This window comes from Vibrio sp. BS-M-Sm-2 (assembly GCF_041504345.1).
In the GTDB taxonomy this organism is placed as follows: Bacteria; Pseudomonadota; Gammaproteobacteria; order Enterobacterales; family Vibrionaceae; genus Vibrio; species Vibrio satsumensis.
The window spans coordinates 1,083,968-1,103,043 of the sequence record NZ_CP167895.1 but is presented as its reverse complement, the minus strand read 5'-3'; the positions used below and the strand labels follow the sequence as shown (position 1 = coordinate 1,103,043).

Annotated in this window: 19 protein-coding genes and 1 pseudogene; 8 read left to right on the top strand and 12 right to left on the bottom strand. The window is 42.6% G+C overall.

What is annotated here, in order from left to right; all coding sequences use genetic code 11:
* Positions 1–284 precede the first annotated feature (284 nt).
* From AB8613_RS20880 to AB8613_RS20865, 4 genes are all read left to right on the top strand, one after another.
* Positions 285–638 carry a hypothetical protein gene (locus AB8613_RS20880; protein WP_372384913.1) on the top strand — a complete coding sequence of 118 codons (354 nt, stop codon included), beginning with the start codon at positions 285–287 and terminating at the stop codon, positions 636–638.
* Positions 613–1,500, top strand: a complete 888-nt coding sequence (locus AB8613_RS20875) for a hypothetical protein (RefSeq protein ID WP_372384912.1) — start codon at positions 613–615, stop codon at positions 1,498–1,500. The genes AB8613_RS20880 and AB8613_RS20875 overlap by 26 nt, the downstream gene beginning before the upstream one ends.
* 53 nt (positions 1,501–1,553) lie before the next feature.
* Complete coding sequence (locus AB8613_RS20870; RefSeq protein ID WP_372384911.1) at positions 1,554–2,237, top strand: hypothetical protein; 684 nt, start codon at positions 1,554–1,556, stop codon at positions 2,235–2,237.
* Positions 2,238–2,546: 309 nt separating this feature from the next.
* Positions 2,547–3,527 carry a hypothetical protein gene (locus tag AB8613_RS20865; protein ID WP_372384910.1) on the top strand — a complete coding sequence of 327 codons (981 nt, stop codon included), beginning with the start codon at positions 2,547–2,549 and terminating at the stop codon, positions 3,525–3,527.
* A gap of 205 nt (positions 3,528–3,732) precedes the next feature.
* On the opposite strand, the gene AB8613_RS20860 is transcribed toward AB8613_RS20865, so the two are convergent.
* From AB8613_RS20860 to AB8613_RS20825, 8 genes and pseudogenes are all read right to left on the bottom strand, one after another.
* Positions 3,733–4,071: an IS30 family transposase gene (locus tag AB8613_RS20860; RefSeq protein ID WP_372384909.1), complete on the bottom strand. Its 339-nt coding sequence runs from the start codon at positions 4,069–4,071 to the stop codon at positions 3,733–3,735.
* Positions 4,050–4,989: pseudogene (locus AB8613_RS20855) on the bottom strand (transposase); the annotation flags it as partial. The gene AB8613_RS20860 and the pseudogene AB8613_RS20855, both read right to left, overlap by 22 nt.
* Before the next feature lie 283 nt (positions 4,990–5,272).
* Positions 5,273–5,554, bottom strand: coding sequence for a hypothetical protein (locus tag AB8613_RS20850; protein ID WP_372384908.1), 282 nt, complete (start codon positions 5,552–5,554; stop codon positions 5,273–5,275).
* A gap of 15 nt (positions 5,555–5,569) precedes the next feature.
* Complete coding sequence (locus AB8613_RS20845; RefSeq protein WP_372385805.1) at positions 5,570–5,659, bottom strand: hypothetical protein; 90 nt, start codon at positions 5,657–5,659, stop codon at positions 5,570–5,572.
* 320 nt (positions 5,660–5,979) lie between these two features.
* Positions 5,980–7,023, bottom strand: coding sequence for a GMP reductase (locus AB8613_RS20840; protein WP_009844818.1), 1,044 nt, complete (start codon positions 7,021–7,023; stop codon positions 5,980–5,982).
* Positions 7,024–7,926: 903 nt separating this feature from the next.
* Positions 7,927–8,364, bottom strand: a complete 438-nt coding sequence (locus AB8613_RS20835) for a PAS domain-containing protein (protein WP_102433974.1) — start codon at positions 8,362–8,364, stop codon at positions 7,927–7,929.
* Between the two features lies 1 nt (position 8,365).
* Positions 8,366–9,370, bottom strand: coding sequence for a response regulator (locus tag AB8613_RS20830; protein ID WP_372384907.1), 1,005 nt, complete (start codon positions 9,368–9,370; stop codon positions 8,366–8,368).
* Between the two features lie 335 nt (positions 9,371–9,705).
* Positions 9,706–9,951, bottom strand: a complete 246-nt coding sequence (locus AB8613_RS20825) for a hypothetical protein (RefSeq protein WP_029223306.1) — start codon at positions 9,949–9,951, stop codon at positions 9,706–9,708.
* Between the two features lie 226 nt (positions 9,952–10,177).
* On the opposite strand from AB8613_RS20825, the gene AB8613_RS20820 reads away from it, so the two are divergent.
* Entirely contained in the window at positions 10,178–10,633 is a 456-nt protein-coding gene (locus AB8613_RS20820; RefSeq protein WP_192891170.1) for a Spy/CpxP family protein refolding chaperone, read from the top strand.
* A gap of 194 nt (positions 10,634–10,827) precedes the next feature.
* Here AB8613_RS20820 and AB8613_RS20815 read toward each other — a convergent pair whose 3' ends face one another.
* Positions 10,828–12,180, bottom strand: coding sequence for an MATE family efflux transporter (locus AB8613_RS20815; protein ID WP_372384906.1), 1,353 nt, complete (start codon positions 12,178–12,180; stop codon positions 10,828–10,830).
* A gap of 100 nt (positions 12,181–12,280) precedes the next feature.
* Here AB8613_RS20815 and AB8613_RS20810 point away from each other — a divergent pair, with 100 nt between their 5' ends.
* Positions 12,281–13,234 (top strand): LysR family transcriptional regulator, encoded by a 954-nt coding sequence (locus tag AB8613_RS20810; protein ID WP_372384905.1) that lies wholly within the window; start codon positions 12,281–12,283, stop codon positions 13,232–13,234.
* Positions 13,235–13,367: 133 nt separating this feature from the next.
* Entirely contained in the window at positions 13,368–14,489 is a 1,122-nt protein-coding gene (locus AB8613_RS20805) for an FAD-dependent monooxygenase (RefSeq protein WP_372384904.1), read from the top strand.
* A gap of 122 nt (positions 14,490–14,611) precedes the next feature.
* Here AB8613_RS20805 and AB8613_RS20800 read toward each other — a convergent pair whose 3' ends face one another.
* On the bottom strand, positions 14,612–16,012 hold the full coding sequence (locus tag AB8613_RS20800) for an alpha-amylase family protein (RefSeq protein ID WP_372384903.1): 1,401 nt from the start codon (positions 16,010–16,012) through the stop codon (positions 14,612–14,614).
* Between the two features lie 376 nt (positions 16,013–16,388).
* Between AB8613_RS20800 and AB8613_RS20795 the strand changes: the two genes are divergently transcribed.
* Positions 16,389–17,288: a DMT family transporter gene (locus AB8613_RS20795; protein WP_372384902.1), complete on the top strand. Its 900-nt coding sequence runs from the start codon at positions 16,389–16,391 to the stop codon at positions 17,286–17,288.
* 141 nt (positions 17,289–17,429) lie between these two features.
* Here the strand turns inward: AB8613_RS20795 and AB8613_RS20790 are convergent, their stop codons facing one another.
* Positions 17,430–17,849 (bottom strand): VOC family protein, encoded by a 420-nt coding sequence (locus AB8613_RS20790; RefSeq protein WP_102433981.1) that lies wholly within the window; start codon positions 17,847–17,849, stop codon positions 17,430–17,432.
* Positions 17,850–18,034: 185 nt separating this feature from the next.
* Positions 18,035–19,066, bottom strand: coding sequence for a zinc-binding alcohol dehydrogenase family protein (locus AB8613_RS20785; RefSeq protein WP_372384901.1), 1,032 nt, complete (start codon positions 19,064–19,066; stop codon positions 18,035–18,037).
* Between the last annotated feature and the right edge of the window lie 10 nt (positions 19,067–19,076).

Genomic DNA, 19,076 nt, shown 5'->3' with positions numbered 1-19,076 from the left:
AATATGGGACGTCCCTTCCCAAAGTCGAACAAAAACAGATTGTTATTATTTTAAATAGCCGAACTTTTGTTATATTAAAGCTTACTCGAAAAGGAACTTAATCATATAACCCTCGTGGGGGTTATATTTAGCATGTAGAACTTATTAAAAATAACATAGGGGAGGATTAGCCTTCAAACTTAGACATCGTGGAATACTTTTATATTATTTCCTGTAAAGAAAATACGTCAACCGTATATGGCATTCCGACGCCCTGTTATCAACAACTTAATCAAGGATAGTTTATGAAAATACCATCTATTTTATTTACTCTTTTATTCAGCGTATTTAGCTCTGTTAGTCATGCGAAATATGAAGGGATTTTTAGTACGAAAGTTTGTAATGGATACCCAGTAATAACCGGAACAGTTAATCGAATGAATTCCACCACCGCTTACAATGGATATGAAGATACTTGGGTTGAAATTTTAGATACTCGTAATAACACTCATGGAGGCAAAATTTTTTATAGAGAGCCTGAAGCGAGTGGATATACTCCCATAATTAACAACGCCCGACTTGCCCTAATTACAGGTGCGCAAGTGAAAGCTTGCATCAACGGGAGTGATATATATGCCATCGAAGTATACAAACTATAAGACTCTAGGCTCTTATGTGCTATTTTTTGTGGTTATCACAATAAGTAGCCATTGCCTTGCTAGCCCTACATTTAATTTAAAAAAAGAATTGATCGAAACTGTTTTTTTTCCAGGTTTTAAAGAAAGAAATCCTATGATAAATCAGTTTCAAGCTCGAGTAGTGTATGGTAATCAAGTCAATTATTTTATAGACGAAAGTTCCGGAAACATTCGTATAGAACACAACGGTCAATCATATCAATTTCAAACAACGCAAATATTAGAACAAACATTTTCCAATTGGAGCCAACTAGGTATTAGGTACAACCGAGTTTATTCTCGTTCTGATGCTGATTTTATATTTGAGAGAAGTGTACATGATAGGCTAGCAAATGCTATTGCTTTTCCACCAGGCTATTACTTTCAAAATAGTTTTTCAGAACAAGGACTGTTGCAAGTTCACCCTAATCAAATAGCTAATACGCTCAATAACTTAAATGGGGTTGATCGTAGCCATATTTTTCATAGAGACGATCACGAGCTAATTGAATCCATATTAACCTATATCACGACACACGAACTAGGACATATCTTAGGCTTTGCACATCCGGGGCGATATCTGTCAGGTTGTGAAGAAGTACTTACAAATCAAGCTCCTATTATGTCAAATTTACAAGATTACTTCAGGATACAATATCATTTAAATGGTGATATTCCAGTACATCAACAACAGATAGGACCGTCTGAAAGAGAGGTAAGAGACTTTAACAAGTTGAATGCAAATATTGCAAGTCAAAAAAAGCGAGACGTAAGCTCTACTAAACTTTCGTGTAATGCTACTAAAGTTATTTTCATTTCAAAAATACTAGCAGTTTTTAGTTAAATTTTAACCAAAATTCCTTTTATATAACTATTCAAAATTATCAAGAGAGAAGAATGAAGCAATATATCTTGTTAACCATAGCTGTATTGAGTTGTTCCAGTGCAGAAGCTACTCAAGAGTCAATATCTAAACATGATCAGTATTTACCTGTATGTGGTGAATCAGGCAATGAACCCGAGTCGGGAATTAATGACGAAGATTTGAGTAATGCTGTTGGAGTTTGTTTAAAAATTAGAGAAATCGTAGATCCAACTGATGGCTCATTAAAGAGGTTTACCTCAACACCTTCTAAAGCGACCGTTGATGCTTTGGGTTATACCATTTCAGATACACCCTATAATGAAGGTAATACTTATGCTGGCATTAGCCCTTGGGAACCATTTGCCTTATTTCGCCAAGATGGTGGGAAAACTATGGTTACTAATGGTACAGAAGGGCAACTTGCTCGTTGGTGCCAAAATTTGAACCATAGAGCATTTGGCGAACGCTCAAATTGGCGTCGCGCTACTTTAGATGAACTTAAGGCCTTATACCAGTTCGACAACCCATATAACGAGGATATGGCTGATACTTTTGGGTGGCCAACATACATTGCTTATTTTTCACGAACAAATGTCAATTCAAATTTCTTTAGTGTTGACTTGTTTATAGGGGAAGTACTTTCATTTTCAGATTATTATAGCCTATACGCTTCTTGTGTATCTGCTCAAGAATTAGCTTATGCGTCCAACCGTTGATGGATACTTCTTATGTCGTATATATAGCAAGTTTTAAACCTAATTTTTGGAGTCCCTTATGTCACTTTTGCAAACAATGCCACGATATTCTCAACATTTCGATCTAGAGCCGACAGTTGGAAAAGATAATATGTATTATATATTCGCTATTATAGTGCATGGAGTCCAGATGAAGGCAGTAGAGAGCCTGTTGAAATTTCAAGTATCTACTGGCCTGAAGTGACAGTAATAAATAATGATGGTAGTCGTAATTCTCAGAGCGCCTCTTTCTCAAATAACTCGAGAATATTCTCTGGGTATGCCACTGTTATGAGCTATGCTTTTGGCGCTGGGAATCATATTGAGATGCCTCAAACCCTAACTGTCGAGGGTTTCTTTGAACAGGCTGGATATATTTCATTATCTTTACGAAAATACATTAATAATACTACTTTCTTAACTCTAGAAGAGGCTCATTTCAGAGGTGATGAGCTGCTTGTTTTAGATGGTGGTTTAAATCCATTTGTAAAAGGCAACCCAAGTGTTTTTTCATATGAAAGGCCAAATCCGAATAGATTGAACTCTTCTGATATTAGCTTATCGAATTTAGATCGTATATTAAAAAAACTCCCATCTAAATTGGTTAATATAGATACCCAAATTAGCAGCTCAAAATCAGAAACGAATAACGTTGAACTTATTGACTTTTACAGGCCGTCTACAGAGTCTTTTTATAATGGTGAATGGGGCGATCAAGAAACTATAGCCCTAGATGGCTGCTCTGCTGATTATCTTGTTTCTTATGATATAAATAATTCAGAGAAACCGTATTTTGTTTTAAAAATGAAAATGCCAACGACATTCATTTCGAGTGACTCACCAGATCGCATATATGAAGGTTATCAAGTACAAGAGCTAGTTATTGATACTTATCAAAACCTTTCAACCGAAGAAACAAGATATGCAGTGAATAGTCGTCAACTAAATGATTATATAGATGCCGAAGGATATGCTTATATTTTCTTAGCTCCAAAAGATATTGTTACTCAACTTTCTGAACAGCAAGGACTATACTACCCTACAACTAAAATTCCTCCAATATATACTTGGAATGGAAAGACTGGTTATGTATTGGATAGAGGAATTGTTAATATTAGACATAGGGGGAGTGATCCATCTTGGGAAGGTAGCTTGACCAATACAACTTGTTATCTTACCGATGTAGCTATTGAACCGATTAATCCATCTGATTTAGGAGAATATTATCCAGAATTAACTGGATTGGATGATATGAGGTTGTTGGATAATTGATAAATAAGCCTTAGAATGAGCTTTGTTTGGTTCTGTCTCAAAGTTTTTCCCCTCCGCCAGATAAAACGCAATACTTCCCCTTATGCAGCATTCAGGTGCTGCATAAATATATCGTAAGGTTAATAAAAATCTGAACACTCACTACCGCGAGTATTCAAGATATGGTCTATTATTGATAGCTCATGGTCACTGACGTTGTTGGAGTCTATCGCCGTATAAGACCATTGGTGCGCTCATCCAGACCACGCCCCCATGAACAATACAGCTTGCCAAAGTAAAAACCTGTCTTTGTTATCGCCGCTACATCTTGATGACCAGCGAACTCAGTTCCATTATCTGCAGTGATGGTCTTAAGCTCATAGAAAGTAGATGGATGTACGTCTTGAAACCCTTTGATAAGCGCCTCAGAAGACTTACTTTTGATTCTTCTTATTGTCACTACTTTAAAGGCCTTATCAACGATGGTGAGTAATTGAGATTTATGATTTTTACCGTATACGCCCCATGCCCCACGGGGCGACATTACTGGTGTTTGAAGTTCCAAAGTGGGAGTCCATCGATATCTGGGGTAGCTTTCGCTAACTCTTTCATGCACTTGACCATGTAGTCATATAGGACCAGGCGGTTTAATTGCGCGTTCAGTACGGTTATTGTCTATCGATAAGTGACCATCATCGAGGTAGCGAATACGTTTCGGCCATTGCCCAAGCGTATATTTAATCGCTTTACCTAATGGGCTTGAGGTTATCACTTGCCGAATCGTCATCCATTCGTACAACTCATCCAGTATTGGCTTGGCGTGTATCTGGCGTTCTGCTTTTCGTTTTCGGCAAATACTCCTTTCAAGCGTGGTTCTATTCCAAAGAGCTTCTAGATTTTAGCCAGTGCTTTACCTACTTTGCCCTACTTGCTTTTTCCTTGAGCTTCTTAGCATCCACGAATTTACGCTAAGCATCCGACATTGATCACTCGCTGAAGACCATCAAAGCGGTGCAAACTTCTCACTGACTTGGATAATCCACCTTGGCCATGGCGGACGTGACAGTTCGGTAACCGATTGGGTAAACAACGACTCTTGTCGATACTGTGGCATCGCGCATTGATATTTGCCAAGGATGATATTGGCAAACAAGCTTTCTGTCGCGAAGCTCTTAGGGATAATGCTTTGCGGGGCTGGCTTTTGAACGACGCTGTTGTTGTCTTCTGTTCGTTCGCATTGGCGGCAAGCATACTTAGGGCGAACATATTCCAGCACTTTGAACACGGCTGGTGAAAAGTCAAATTTCTCACTGCGGTCTTCACCGATTTTATGCAGACTATGATTACAGCAAACACACTGTTTTTCATGGTCGTCTAAATCGAGACCTTACCTCGCGAGGTAAGGTCTTTGAGAGTGGCTTGCGTTTACCGCGCTTTTTCGTGTCGTGGTAGTCGTTACGACCTCAACCTCTTTAGCGGCTTCACGATCGCTTGTCGCTCGGCAACACCTTAACTTTTGGGGTTGATATTTGGTGTCTTTTTCATGGCACAATTATACTGAAATAATGCCATGAACGCTTGGTATATACGACTTTATTATCGTTTAAGTTATTGTAAAATCGTTTATTCGAACGGATTTATTGCCAATAATGTGACGCCAGAAAGTAACCTATCAAACTCGAATTGAGTCAAGGTAAAGACTTCATTTTTCTCCTTTGAAAGCCACTTGTACTTGGCTTTTCGAGCCGTTTATACCAGAGAGCAAATCACACAGGAATGTGTAATATTTTTCTTCCACTTAGGTCAAGGTGGTGCCCTAAACTCTTTGCTGTTTGGGTACCATTCAGTTTTAAAGTAGTGAGGAGAGTTTGATGGAAGTCGTTCAAGTGATCTCTTGAGGCATATTTATGCAAAAGCTTAAGGTTGCTAAATATGACCTCTTCCAGTATTTCTTCCTCTGTAACCAGTTCTAGATCTAACTCTATGTCAAACACACCTCGAACTTTTGCTTCCCATTCACAATGAAACTCCTCTTTTGAGCTTTCCATATCGGACTTTACCTCTTACAACTTATATTCACCGGTATCAAATTGAACTAGAAAGTCTGGAACGTAAGTATGGGTTTTACCGTTTAGGCAATATGAAAATCTTATCGGCTGAGAACAAAAGCGAACGATACTAGGTTCGAAATCAAAATGATAACAAGCGGCACATTCTAAAAAAGATTCTACCGTGACTCTTTTCCCATCTTAGCACTGACGTAACGGTGTATGTTTTTCCACTTGATTTAGTTAAGTTTCGAGCAGGAGTGTTAAATGCAGTTTCAAGTTCAAGCAGGATGGCAGCAGAAGGGGAAGGTAGAGCAGACATAATATTGCCTCTTCACGATTTTGTCGTAAACTTACGTAAGTTTAGCCCATGAAGAGGCAATATCAATTTATGGTTGTTTCAACACTATTCGAATCAGTTCAGATTACTCTTTACCGAATACGTTGTTCTCTTGCTCTTGTACACGGATGAAAGTCGTACGCTTAGTTAGCTCTTTAAGCTTTGCTGCGCCTACGTATGTACAAGTTGAACGTACACCACCAAGGATGTCAGAAATTGTGTTGTGAACTGAACCACGGTATGGAAGTAAAACAGTTTTACCTTCCGCAGCACGATACTTAGCAACACCACCTGAGTGCTTGTCCATAGCCGACTGAGATGACATGCCGTAGAACTTCATGTATTGCTTACCGTCTTGCTCTACAACTTCACCGCCTGACTCAGAGTGACCAGCTAGCATGCCGCCTAGCATTACGAAGTCAGCACCGCCGCCGAATGCTTTAGATACGTCACCCGCACATGAACAACCACCGTCACCGATGATCATGCCGCCAAGGCCGTGTGCCGCGTCGCCACACTCGATGATTGCAGAAAGTTGAGGGTAACCTACGCCTGTTTTAACACGTGTAGTACAAACCGAACCAGGGCCGATACCAACCTTAACGATGTCTGCACCCGCTAGGATTAGCTCTTCAACCATGTCACCTGTTACAACGTTACCCGCAGAGATAACTTTAGTTGGGAATTCAGCACGTACTTTTTGTACGAACTCAACAAGGTGCTCTGAGTAGCCGTTAGCGATATCGATACAGATGAACACAAACTCTTCGCTAAGCGCCATGATCTTCTTAACTTTCTCGAACTCAGCTTCAGAAGTACCAGTTGATACAAAAACGTTGTTCAGCGTTTTCTTGTCTGCTGTTTTAGCAAACTCAGCCCACTGCTCTACTGTGTAGTGCTTGTGTACTGCAGTCATAACACCGTGCTCTGCTAGAGCGGCTGCCATTTCAAAGCTTGCTACCGAATCCATGTTCGCTGCAATTACTGGAGTACCAGACCATTGACGACCGCTATGCTTGAATGTAAAATCGCGGGTTAATTCAACTTGAGAACGGCTTTTAAGGGTAGAACGCTTCGGACGGAAGAGTACATCTTTGAAACCTAACTTAAGTTCTTGTTCGATACGCATGGTGTTTTCCTTGATTCATAAAATTATGTGTCTCTCGCGAAATGCGTAGTAAAACCGTTGGCAGACGAGTTTACTTTTCTTCGGACACAAAAAAACCGGAGCGTTGGCAGACGCTCCGGTTTTCAGCATTATAGGTTGTGATTTACTAACAGCAAGTCTGATATTTCACTTTTTTTATGCTATCCTCTCAAAGATTCCATATCTGCTACAAACCGCTCAGCTTTACTTTCCCACTAAATTCTTACTAATTAATAACTTAGTGAACTATTCACGCAAACGCTGTCGGTTTATTGCGCAATCGTTTTCCTCCCTATTTCACTCAATATCACCCTCATTAAGCAAATATGTGAAGAAAGTGCCTCTAAATCACATAAAGATCACTCTTTTCTCCAACAAAAAAATGTCTTTTTTCTTAAATAAATTCGATTTTTTCCCAAATTTTCTTTGTTTTCGACCAAATCCGGCAATCTCACCACCTTGTCAGTTCGCCTCAATTTGAAAAAGCACTGTGTAATGGGGGCGATTTAGAGGTCGAGATTCACTTAGTTTCGATAATCCAAAGTGCGCGCTCCATCAAATCCTCCACTCAAGATTCGACTTTATAAACTAACTGCATTCAAAAACACGCTGCTTTATGGCCGTGTTGTTCAATCAATCGGGGTTATTCAGTAAAGAGGCTCGAACAAAGTGGGTTGGCTGACGAGAAAAACGGCGCAAATATGAGATGTAAAAAGTGAGTAGACTAAAAAACCTAAAGACTAGAAAACAAAAAAGATAGAAAACAAAAAAGATAGAAAACAAAAAAATGGCTAAGGTGATTCACCTTAGCCATTTTTATTTGATGTTTGGATTGTTGTTTCTAAGCTAGTGCTATTGCTATGGAGTCATAGAACTAGACAGGTTCTAGCCCTTATTCGACATTAACGCCTCTGCGGTCGCATCTTGAATAGACAAGAACAACGAAGTCACTTGGCCTGTTGGCGAACGCATCGGATTCAGTGTCACGTTCTGGTACATGAAATCAGCTTGTTGAGTTACAGGGCGAACATTGCGGCACTTAAACAGATAAGGCCTTTGTTGCCATGTAATAAAGCTGCGACAGCCTAGATCGTAGACTGGCTTGGTTTTGAGCCTAAACCACTCTTCAGGGATTTCAGGGAATAGTTCAAAGATAGACTTACCGATAGCATCATGCGATTGCTTACCGCTATGGTGTGTCATAAAGCCATTCCAAACTTGCACCTGAAAGTCACGGTTAATGACCACCAGCCCCATATCGACGTTTTGAACCATATCCACCATCCAGTGGAACTGTTCAAATTCAGCAGGAAGATTCAGCATATTAAAACTCCTCCATTAGGTAGGCCAATTTGTTGTCTAGAAGAGGAAGAGATTCGTCAACGAACATAAACAGAAGGTCACAACGGATTGAAGTGCCATCAATGTTATAGCTGACTTCAAAGGTCATGGTCTTCTTAAACGAGCCACTGGTATTCTCAATCACGGAATCAATCGAGATGTGTTGCCCGAGCAAAACCGGAGAACTCTGGAAGAAACGAACCTCAGATTGCTCCCCTAGCCCGTTAAGGAAAGAACCAACTAGGATATTCGATACATCCATCAGCAGTTCTAGTTCTTCAAGCTGTTCGCTTTCGGTTGGCACCTTCATGAGCTTCTTAAGGTCGCTCACGCTGGAGTCACTCAGTAAGACTAATGCTTCGCCTGCAATGCCTTCTCCGCTGAAGCCTTGGCAAACACCCGACACTTGGTCGTTGTCTGCTAGGTCACGAAGCGCCATGTGCAATTCGCTCACTTCGAAGATGTTGACGTTCGGCAGTGGCAAGTGGACAAATACATTAAAGTGACGAGCCAGTGCATCAGCAGCACGGCCTATCGCTACGTTCGCCACTTCCATATAGATATCGCGTCGGCGCAATATTGGAAGTTCGAGAGCAGTAGGTGTATACAGTTGAGGTTGTTTTGGTGGCTCGACGTGCTCACGTAAAATCGCTTTTAACGCTTCTTTATCGATCGGCTTTTGCAAAAACGCTTTAGCGCCGAGATCCATCACCTTCTGTTGTGCTTTTGGCTGGATATCACCAGAAACGACAACCACAGGCGTTGGGTCGCCCAGTCGCTTCATCTCTTCCAAAGTGCCATAACCATCTAACTCAGGCATGGTGAGGTCGAGGAACATCAATTGGAATTTCTGTTGTGCTAGCTTTTCAAGCGCATCTAGCCCATGGACAGCAAAAGTTATATCCGCGTTAAGAGAAGCAGGCAGTGAGCGCGCCATCTGCTTCCTTGCTAACGCAGAATCATCACATATAAGAACTGGGAACGACATAAATGCACCACCGACAAATTAAAGCTAATTCGGACGAGTGTAACAGAACATTATGGTATCAGGTACGGGGTGAATGGATTTATATGTAGATTATTAGTAAGAATGATGAAACAAGCAGGTAAGCTATTATCTCGCATTATTCTTTATGAAAAACAATATGCTACAAAGATAATAACAACTCGATATTGTGGAGTATTAACACTATTTTATTAAATCAAAGCCCTAATAAGTCGGTTTATTAAGGCTTGATTTACTCATGCATTTATCGCTTCTATATATCCAATACAAGAGAGCGAATACAAGATGTCTTATACATCAGAGCAAATACAAACAGGCTAGAACTGGTACGACGGCCATAGGATCAGTAATGCGAAACGTATCACCACGGCAAAAACCAATAAAGCGATGCCTAAACGGTACCATTTGTATTCCGCAATATTCATTGGGATACGCTTGTAAAACATAGTAATCACGCCCTTCCAATCACTACTGCGTCTTCCGTACTGCATCATGCTCGTCAAAACAAACAGTGCGCCAAGCACTAGCATTCCTTTTTCAGCCCAGAACAATCCAACTTCCATTTGTGTATTCCTTGATAAAACGGTGAGCAACTCAAATCATTCTAGTCACCTTTGCGCTCGGTTTCTGTAAGACCAAGGTCTAACTCGTCCTGTGCCCACGAGAACGTAACTTTCTGAACATAGCTTTCTGAACGTAATCAGTTGGACGCACTTAACTGAACAGCGTGTTCATATCGAGTTCAGCTCCGCCGTCTATACTCATGTTTCCACTAACAGGAGAAACTCAATGAAATCACTGAAAAAGTCGCTTTGTGTATTAACTGCTTCAGCTTTACTCGTTACCGCTCCGTTTGTGAGTGCTTCAACACCACAACAACCGCCGCAACCAGCGCTTAGCCCACTGCAAATGGTTATTGCTTCTTTGAATCTAACTGAAGAGCAACAAGCGGAAGTGTTCTCTCTTGTTGAAGATTATCAATCCGATAGAACAGAAATTGATATGGAGAGCGCGATAGAACTGAAGAAGAAACAGGTCAGCCTGGTGACTCAACCTGATTTTGATGAAGCCGAGATGGAAAAAGTCATCGACACAGTTCAAGCCACTGAGAAGTCAATGGTGATGCAAGAAATGCGTCTTAAGAACAACATCTATAACGTGTTAACTGAAGCGCAAAAAGAGCAATTCAAAACCATGATGAAATCAGCACTGACGGGTGGAAAGCCGCCTGTTGGAAAACAATAGACAGCTCTGCCCTGATATAGATTCCCTTTCCCCACGAATAAAAGGGATCGAAACAGACAACAAAAAGCCGCAGTCACCTTAATGACTGCGGCTTTTTATCGAAGGTTCTTCATCGACAGCAGAGAAGTTTTGTCAATTGACCTATATGCCAGATCAATACGCGTACTTAAAAATAAATCTGCCTCTCAACTTATTTACGTGTAAGCATGATTAGACAGCTCTGGAGACTTGCTGTTCTTTTGAATAACACGCATCAATTGGATAAGCAGCAGAATACCTGTGACACCTAAACCAACACCGATCCCGCCCCAGATCCCTGCTAATTCGAATTTTGGCATCAGATACCAAGCGGCAGGTAGGCCAAACGCCCAGTAGCCAATGGCTGTCATCACGGTTGGCATTGAGACAATTTTCATCCCTCTTAGCAAGTTAATCGCCAATAGTTGCCAAGCATCAACAATAAAGCACAGAGCAACGACCCAAATAACAGAAGCCAACAGCGAAGTCATCGCGCCAGTGCCATCGTCTAACTTGAAGATAGAAGCGATCATTTCAGGCCATATGATGAACACGGCTGACAGCGCTACGCTCAATACCGACACCAAAATAAAGCTTAGAATCGAGGTTCTTTTGATTCCTTCGTAGTTACCCGCGCCAAAATCGCGACCAACCAAAATCGCGGCAGCTTGTGAGAAACCAAAGTTGAAGTTCCAAGTAAAGCTTAAACATTGAAGCAGAATTTGGTGCAGCGCTAACGAAGCGATACTGATCGTACCCGCCATTAATGTACCGCCGTATATCAAGCCATGCTCAAGTAAAGCCGCTAGCCCAATAGGTAAACCCATCATTAATAAAGGGCTCATCAGCTTAATAGAGTACTCTTCGGTATTTAACCAAGGGGCGAATTGCTTGAACTCGTCACGCTTGAACACCCAAACCGTGTATCCAACCATCACGATAAATGCCGCGATAGCCGTACCTAAACCCAAGCCTGTTAAGCCCATATCAAGTTGGAACGTGAGGAAGTAGCTCACAGGCACGTTTAGAATTACGGTGATCACAGACATCACGAGAATTGAGCGCACATTGCCAAACGCACTGGTTAAGCCACGCAGCACCAACAAGATAAGCGAAGGCAACATCACCCATTTCAAGGCGTGCACATATTCCATAGCTAAGGTGATCACTTCTGGCGGCTGTTTTGCTGCTTCTAATACCAACGGAGCAAACCAGAAGCTGGCCATTAAAATCACGCTGAGCACGAATGCCAACATGGTTGCGCCTTTCACCGCCAATCTGATTTGTGTATTACCAAACTCTGGGCGAGCGACGCGCTGACCATAAGCGATCGCGATCAGGTTGGCGACACAGCCTACCGTGCTGCTCGCAATAATAAAGATGAAAAAGTAGATAGAGGCACCTAAGCCACCAGCCGCTAGGGCTGACACGCTGATTCGCGACATCATCCAAACATCAGTAAGGACTAAAGCCATGGATATCAGCTGTGAAATGATCAAAGGGAATGCAAGAGTGAGTATTTTTTTCATGAGCGCCTCAGTTAATTTCGCCCAAAATACGATCGATGGGGCTGGCGTTCAATTGATAAATTTGCGACTCTAACATTCCATAAACTTATGCGAACGAATTATGACACCATATCCTAGCTTGCCATCCTCACATAATGGCTTAAAAGCCTTCGAGGCGGCTGCAAGACTGATGAGCTTTACGTTGGCTGCCGATGAGCTCAACGTGACACAGAGTGCAATCAGTCGTCAGATCAAACAGCTTGAAGATGATCTAAACGCATCGCTGATCATTCGTAAGCATCGAGCCATCGAATTAACGGTACAAGGTCATGATTTGTATGTGGCTTTGCGTGAAAGCTACGGCAATATCGAATCGGTGATCGCCTCTTGGAGTGAACCAAAACAGAAGCGTATTGTGATTAAAGCAACCCTGAGTTTTGCCACACGAGTGCTGATCTCCAAGGTTCGCGAATTAAACGAGCGTTACTCTGATTACGAGATCGTTATCGTTCCTGTGATTGAAGAGGATGAAGCAATCAACAGCAGCGAATACGATTTGTTGATCTTCCATACTCGATTCAAAAAACGATACGACAACACACCTGATATCGCCTTCCTGCGTGAAGAGTTTATGGCTCCGGTCTGTTCTAAGAGCTTAACCACCAAAGACACCGACCTCGATTCGATCTTAACCATGCCACGGTTGCACCCGACCTTAGATCATCATGACTGGAAAGTATGGTTGGCCGATGTTGAGTTCCCACCGAAAAAACCCGTCAGAAATACCAGTTTCTTGTCTTTGGATATGGCGCTCAGTGCTTGTTTGTCCGGTGAAGGTGTCACGGTGACGGATTTGCTGTTGGTTTTACAGGATCTACAACGTGGCTTCTTGTATTGCCCTAAAAACGCAAAGATCCAGAACAGTGCGTGGACTTATTTCATCCACCAGCGCACTCACTCGCCTGTGATTAATGATCTCATTGATTGGCTTAAAGGAGAGACTGCAAAAGAGATCGAATTGCTGAAAGCCCTATCCCATCAAAATCATTGGTCTGGTGTCATCCAAGATCATTAAGGGATCTGTGCCTAAGATTTCAAAATCGCATTAACCTTATAATCCATAACGTTTATTTATTGATTCGAATGACCTATCTTACGCCCTATGAACCAGTACACAGATATTGGCATCTTATTCTTAGGAGAAAGTCATGGAACAACAACGTCTAAAAGTTGCGATTATAGGCGCGGGACTTAATGGTTTAGCACTCGCGTTATCACTGCGTAAATTTGGTATTAAAGCTCGAATATACGAGAAAGCCGAACAACCGCGCGCTGACGGCACTGGCATCATCATGTGGCCAGAGGGCATGCAAGTACTTGCGGCATTGGTGGGTGTCGATAAAGTAAAAGCCGCGTGTAACCAAGTCGATACCATCTCGACATTAACGGCGACAGGGTTTCCCATCAACACGCTCAATATGAGTGACTCTCCAAGCAAAGCTAACGCGCCTATTGGTTTATTTCATCGCAGCCGCTTATACCAACTGTTATTAAATGAATTGGGCGAGGACTGCATTGCAACGAACCAACACTGCACAGTAAACCAAGACAGTAAGCAACCGCAGATACTCATCAATGGCGAACCTCTTGATGCAGACATCATTGTCGGTGCCGACGGTGTGTTCTCTCAAGTAAGAAAGTTTGTCGCGCCGGATGTGACTCTAAGACAACCGAACGTCTACTGCTGCCGCGGCGAGATTGACTTCAAAGCACCAGAGATCAGCGATGATGAATGTTATGTATTCGCAGGCGATAAGTCTCGTATCGTCACTTACACTTATGACCGAGAAACCCAAGGTAAATATTGGTTTGCTGCGTGTGCCGTTAAAGAAGGTGAAACGCTGTCTAAACAAACCGTGTTAGAGCAGTTCGCTCACTATCCGAGTTATTTACTGGATATGATTCGAGATACGCCTGAATCAAAGATCTTACCTTCTCCCCTTACCGACGTTGCCCCATTCGATACTTGGTATCGTGGTAATGCGGTTTTACTCGGAGATTCATGTTGCGCTGTATTGCCAACCATGGGTATCGGTTTTAGCTTAGGTATTGAGAACGCTTATGTGCTAGCACAAAGTATTGCCTCTAACTTTGAAGGCACAGAGCAAGCTTTCAAACGTTACCAACAGCGTGCTCAACAACGATCTCACGAGCTGCAAAACATTACACACCGCCTCAGTGAACTGACTTACAAAGATGAGTTCAACCCAGTTGAAGTGGCAGAGCTTTACCAACAGTTCGCCATCGCGAATAGCCGCTCGCCTTTTTAACGGCTTAATGCGCTAGCAATGTATTCTCTACTAGAAAAGCCGCAGTATTAGCTGCGGCTTTTTAGGTTGTTGGCTTTGCTCACAGTTACCTAATGACTGCTAGTAGCTATGAGTGCTAAACACTACAACTTAAACATACGCGCACTGCGTGGTGGTAAGTTGAAGGTGTGATAACGAGAAGTCACAGTTTCTGTCGCGCTGCTTAATACGTCTTTGTATTGAACATTCCAGTTAAATTCATGCTGGTAAGTATCAACCGTCACCCCACGAGTTTCGCCACACTTATTAATACCAACCACACCTTCTTTGCCTCGCTTGAACAGCAAAGTACATTGGTCGCTCGCGATCATCGTCATTGTTTTACCTTGCATCGCATTGTGGAAGCTCAACATGTTTTTCATTGTCGAACTGTTCCAAACATTGCCCCAACGACCGTTATCCTTATCTTCAGAATCAGGAAGATCATCGCTGTAGATCAACGGTGTGCCACCATCTTTACCAAGGATATAAGCGTAAGCGAGCTGCTCATCTTGTGGATCCATGATCTGATAACGGAAGCCGTCATTGGTTGGAATATCATGTGTGATCGCAAAAGTAATTGAGCGGTTATCATCCAAAGCTTGTCCGTAGGCTTGTGGATCATACAGCTGGTTCATACCGCCGCTCATTGAGAACGCTGATCGAATCGATGCAAACAACGGGAAATCGTACGCAGAGTGATTGGTGTTGTTTAAGTATGGCGCTAAGAATGACTCATAGCCGCTGTTCCCTGCTCCACCACTGGTAATCACCTCACCAAACACGTGCATGTTCGCTGTAATCTCAGACGTAAACACTTGGTCGATTTGGTACTGGCTCATGTGTTTCACCGCATCAATTCGGAAACCTTTGATGCCCATGTCCTTTAACGCTTTCAGATATAAACGCTGTTGTGAAACCACCCAGTTATTTGGATCTAGATCCGGAAGACCCACATCACCATCGGCGCCACATAAACGCCAGTATTGAACATGGCCAGGGTCGTTCCAATCCGAAATACAGCCTGCGGCATGGAAGTCATTAGCCGAGACAAAGCCTTGTGCTAGGTTGCCAAACAGAGTCTGGTTGGCATAGTAGCTTGAACGGCTATCATAGTCGTTTAGCACTTCAGTGCCAGGGTAATCCAAGTCACTTCGCTTCCAACTTTCATTCGCCATATGGTTCAGCACTACATCAGCGTAAACATCAACGCCCACAGCTTTGAGTGCGGCGATCATTGCGGCCAAATCTTGTTTATTGCCCAAAGGAGAGTCGATGGTACGCAAATCTTGAGGTTGGTAACGCGCCCACCATTGGCTGCCACTGGATTTCATTGCCGGAGCAACCAGTACTTTCTTATAACCGGCTTGAGCAATTTTATTGGCGTTGGTTGTGACATCTGAATACTTCCAGTTGAAAGCATGCAGAATAGTGTCAGCATAAGTCGCTGAACTAAAAGAGCAAAGCGCGAGCGTGGATATGAGTAGGGTATTTATTGGTTTCATAGAACATATCTCTCATTATAAATTCATAAGAATGATATGAGTGATTAAGACAATTAAAACGACGGATAAATCAGAGTTGAATTAGCGTCACCTTCTGTTGATATTGATTTTATAAATTTGAGCTGTAGACGATCTTATGTGAGGAAAATAGGATGCTCGTTTAAGGGTATTTGCAACGAATGAAATGCTCAAACAAGATGCCATGTACTCACAACAGAGTGCTAAATTAAGCTTTAATCTATTGTGCGCCAAAAGAGAAAAGAGAAATGAGAAATGAGAATTAATTGAATCAAGTTGACGAGAACAGGACAAAGACTTTGGTCGCCTCTCCTAAACTAAGCTATCATTCCTGCTCCCTCAACCGATTGATATTTTTATGCCTTCTTTCTCTTTTTCAATGATCCCTGTTGGGGTTCGATTCATGATCCTCTCCGCTTTTGGATTCGCACTGATGTCAGCTTGTGTGAAATACATAAGCAATTACGGCATACCTGTATTTGAAATCGTTGCAGCGAGGGCATTGGTGTCTTTGATCATCAGTTACATCGACGTAAAACGAAAAGGCATTTCTATCTGGGGTAACAACAAACCTCTGTTGTTCGTTCGAGGCGCAGTCGGCACCGCAGCGCTAATGTGTGTTTACTACGCTGTGACCACGCTACCGTTAGCCGAAGCGACCATTCTACAATACGTGCATCCTGTCTTTACCGCATTACTCGGTGTGTTGTTCCTAAAAGAACGCGTCCAAAAATCGACTATGATCTGCATTGCATTCTGCCTAGCGGGATTACTGGTAATGGTACAACCAAGCATGAACAGTGGCGCGAGCAGCGAATTACCACTATTCAGTATTATGGTGGCGTTATGTGGCGCGTTTGGTAGCTCAATCGCTTATGTAATCGTGAGAAAGCTGAGCCAAACGGAAGACAGCTCTGTCATCATCTTCTACTTCCCACTGGTTGCCCTACCGATCTCCACTGCCCTTATCTGGAAGGACTTTGTGTGGCCGAGCCTATTCCTAACCGTGATGCTGGTACTCGTCGGGATCTTCACTCAAATCGGCCAATACGGTTTGACCAAAGCGATGCAGACCCAAGCGGCGGGTAAAGCTTCGGCGTACTCATACGTTCAGATTGTCTTTTCAGCGCTGTTAGGCGTGTGGATCTTTAATGAAATTCCATCGGTTTGGACTTATCTAGGTGGTGGCCTGATTGTCACTGGCGCACTCATTAACGTGTTTGGTAAACAACTGTTAGTGCCGTTCAAGGCTAAATAAGTAAACCACTCAATATCAGCTAATAAATAGAACCTAAAAAGGGCATTGCGGAATATTCCACAATGCCCTTTTTTATAATTACTCTAGCCTATTTTCGCCTAGCTAACTCATGGTATTACATAGCTATCTAGTCCTATACAACTAGCTTGTCGCATTGCGCTGTTTGGGATCATCGCTCTGGTATTCAACGAACTCGATTTCAAAGCCTGCTGGATCTACAAAGTAGACATTTTTTCGATAAGGTTCTTCAGCGCCGGGTTTAGCAATCGGGAAGCCCGCATCAATAAGACGTTGAGTGACGCTTTCGATATTATTGGTCACATAAGCGAAGTGCGCGAGGCCGACAGAGTGCCCAGCCAAATCTCTATTTTCACCCTCACCGTGATCGCTCAGTGCGATGTATTGGTATTCGTCACCAAAATGCAGCCAATTACGTGGCTTGCCTGACCATTCGCCTTTTCCTTCATCACGGACATACCAATGAGGGAACGCCGCTTTGTAGAAAGTCAGCATTTCAGGGATGTCTTTAACGACTAAATTCACATGTTCAAGTTGGATCATTCTTCTCTCCTTAAAGTATTCTCGTAAGCAACGTTACACATACTAATAGCTCAAGTTAAGTTGAGGTAAAGCATTAATTTGCATTTATTTCGAGAACGTTTTTAGAGCCTAATTTGTTCTACTTTGACTACATACAAACTTTAAGTTTAGACGACCTCTTCAACTGTAACTTCTATTTGAACCAACTACAATCCGTATTTAATAGCTGTTTTACCAATCGACGCGCTGCTTTCAATACGTTGGTGCGCATCTTTCAGTGTCTCAACACTAAAGCCATTCAATGTGGTGGTAAGTGTCGACTTAATACGGCCAGCATCAATCAGGTTCGCTGCTTGGAACAGGATATCTTGTTGTTTCTGAATATCGTCTGTGTTGAACAGTGAACGTGTGAACATCAGCTCCCACACAAAACCTGCAGACTTGCCTTGCAGTGCAGAAAGATCTATTCCGCCATCGAACTCAACAATAGAGCTGATCATGCCTTGAGGTGCAATAAGCTCGACCATCGATTCCCAGTGCCCTTTGGTATCAGCGACATTGAAGATGTAATCGACATGCTGGATGCCTTGCTCTCGCACAGACTCAACCAAGTTACGGTGATTCACCACATGGTCTGCCCCCATATCCCTTACCCACTGTTCAGTTTCAGGTCTTGAAGCCGTCGCAATAACCGTCAGGTTCGTCAGTTGGCTCGCCAATTGAATGGTGATTGAACCAACGCCACCAGCACCACCAATGATCAGAATAGATTTTTTCTCTTCTGGACGAACACGCAGACGATCAAACAAGGCTTCCCACGCGGTAAGTGTTGCTAGCGGCATAACAGCAGCCGCTTCATCAGAAAGGCTCTTTGGTGCTTTAGCCGTAATACGATAATCGACGGCTTGGTATTCTGCATTAGCGCCCATGCGAGTTACGTCACCTGCATAGTAAACACGGTCGCCTAGTTCAAAGCCTTCAACGTCTGTACCTTTACCAACAACTTCACCAACCGCGTCATAACCAAGTACTTTTGGTTGCTCAAGTGTTTTGTCTTGAGCACTGCGAATTCTAATCTTTGCGTCTGCTGGATTGATAGACGTCGCGCTCACTTTCACAAGCAGATCATGTTCTTTTAGTTCTGGAAGGTTTGTTTCAAACTCAACTAGACTGTCTTGCTCTGCAATCGCAAGTGACTGAGTAAATCCGATAGCTTTCATTTTTGATGGTAGTGACATGGTGCTTTCT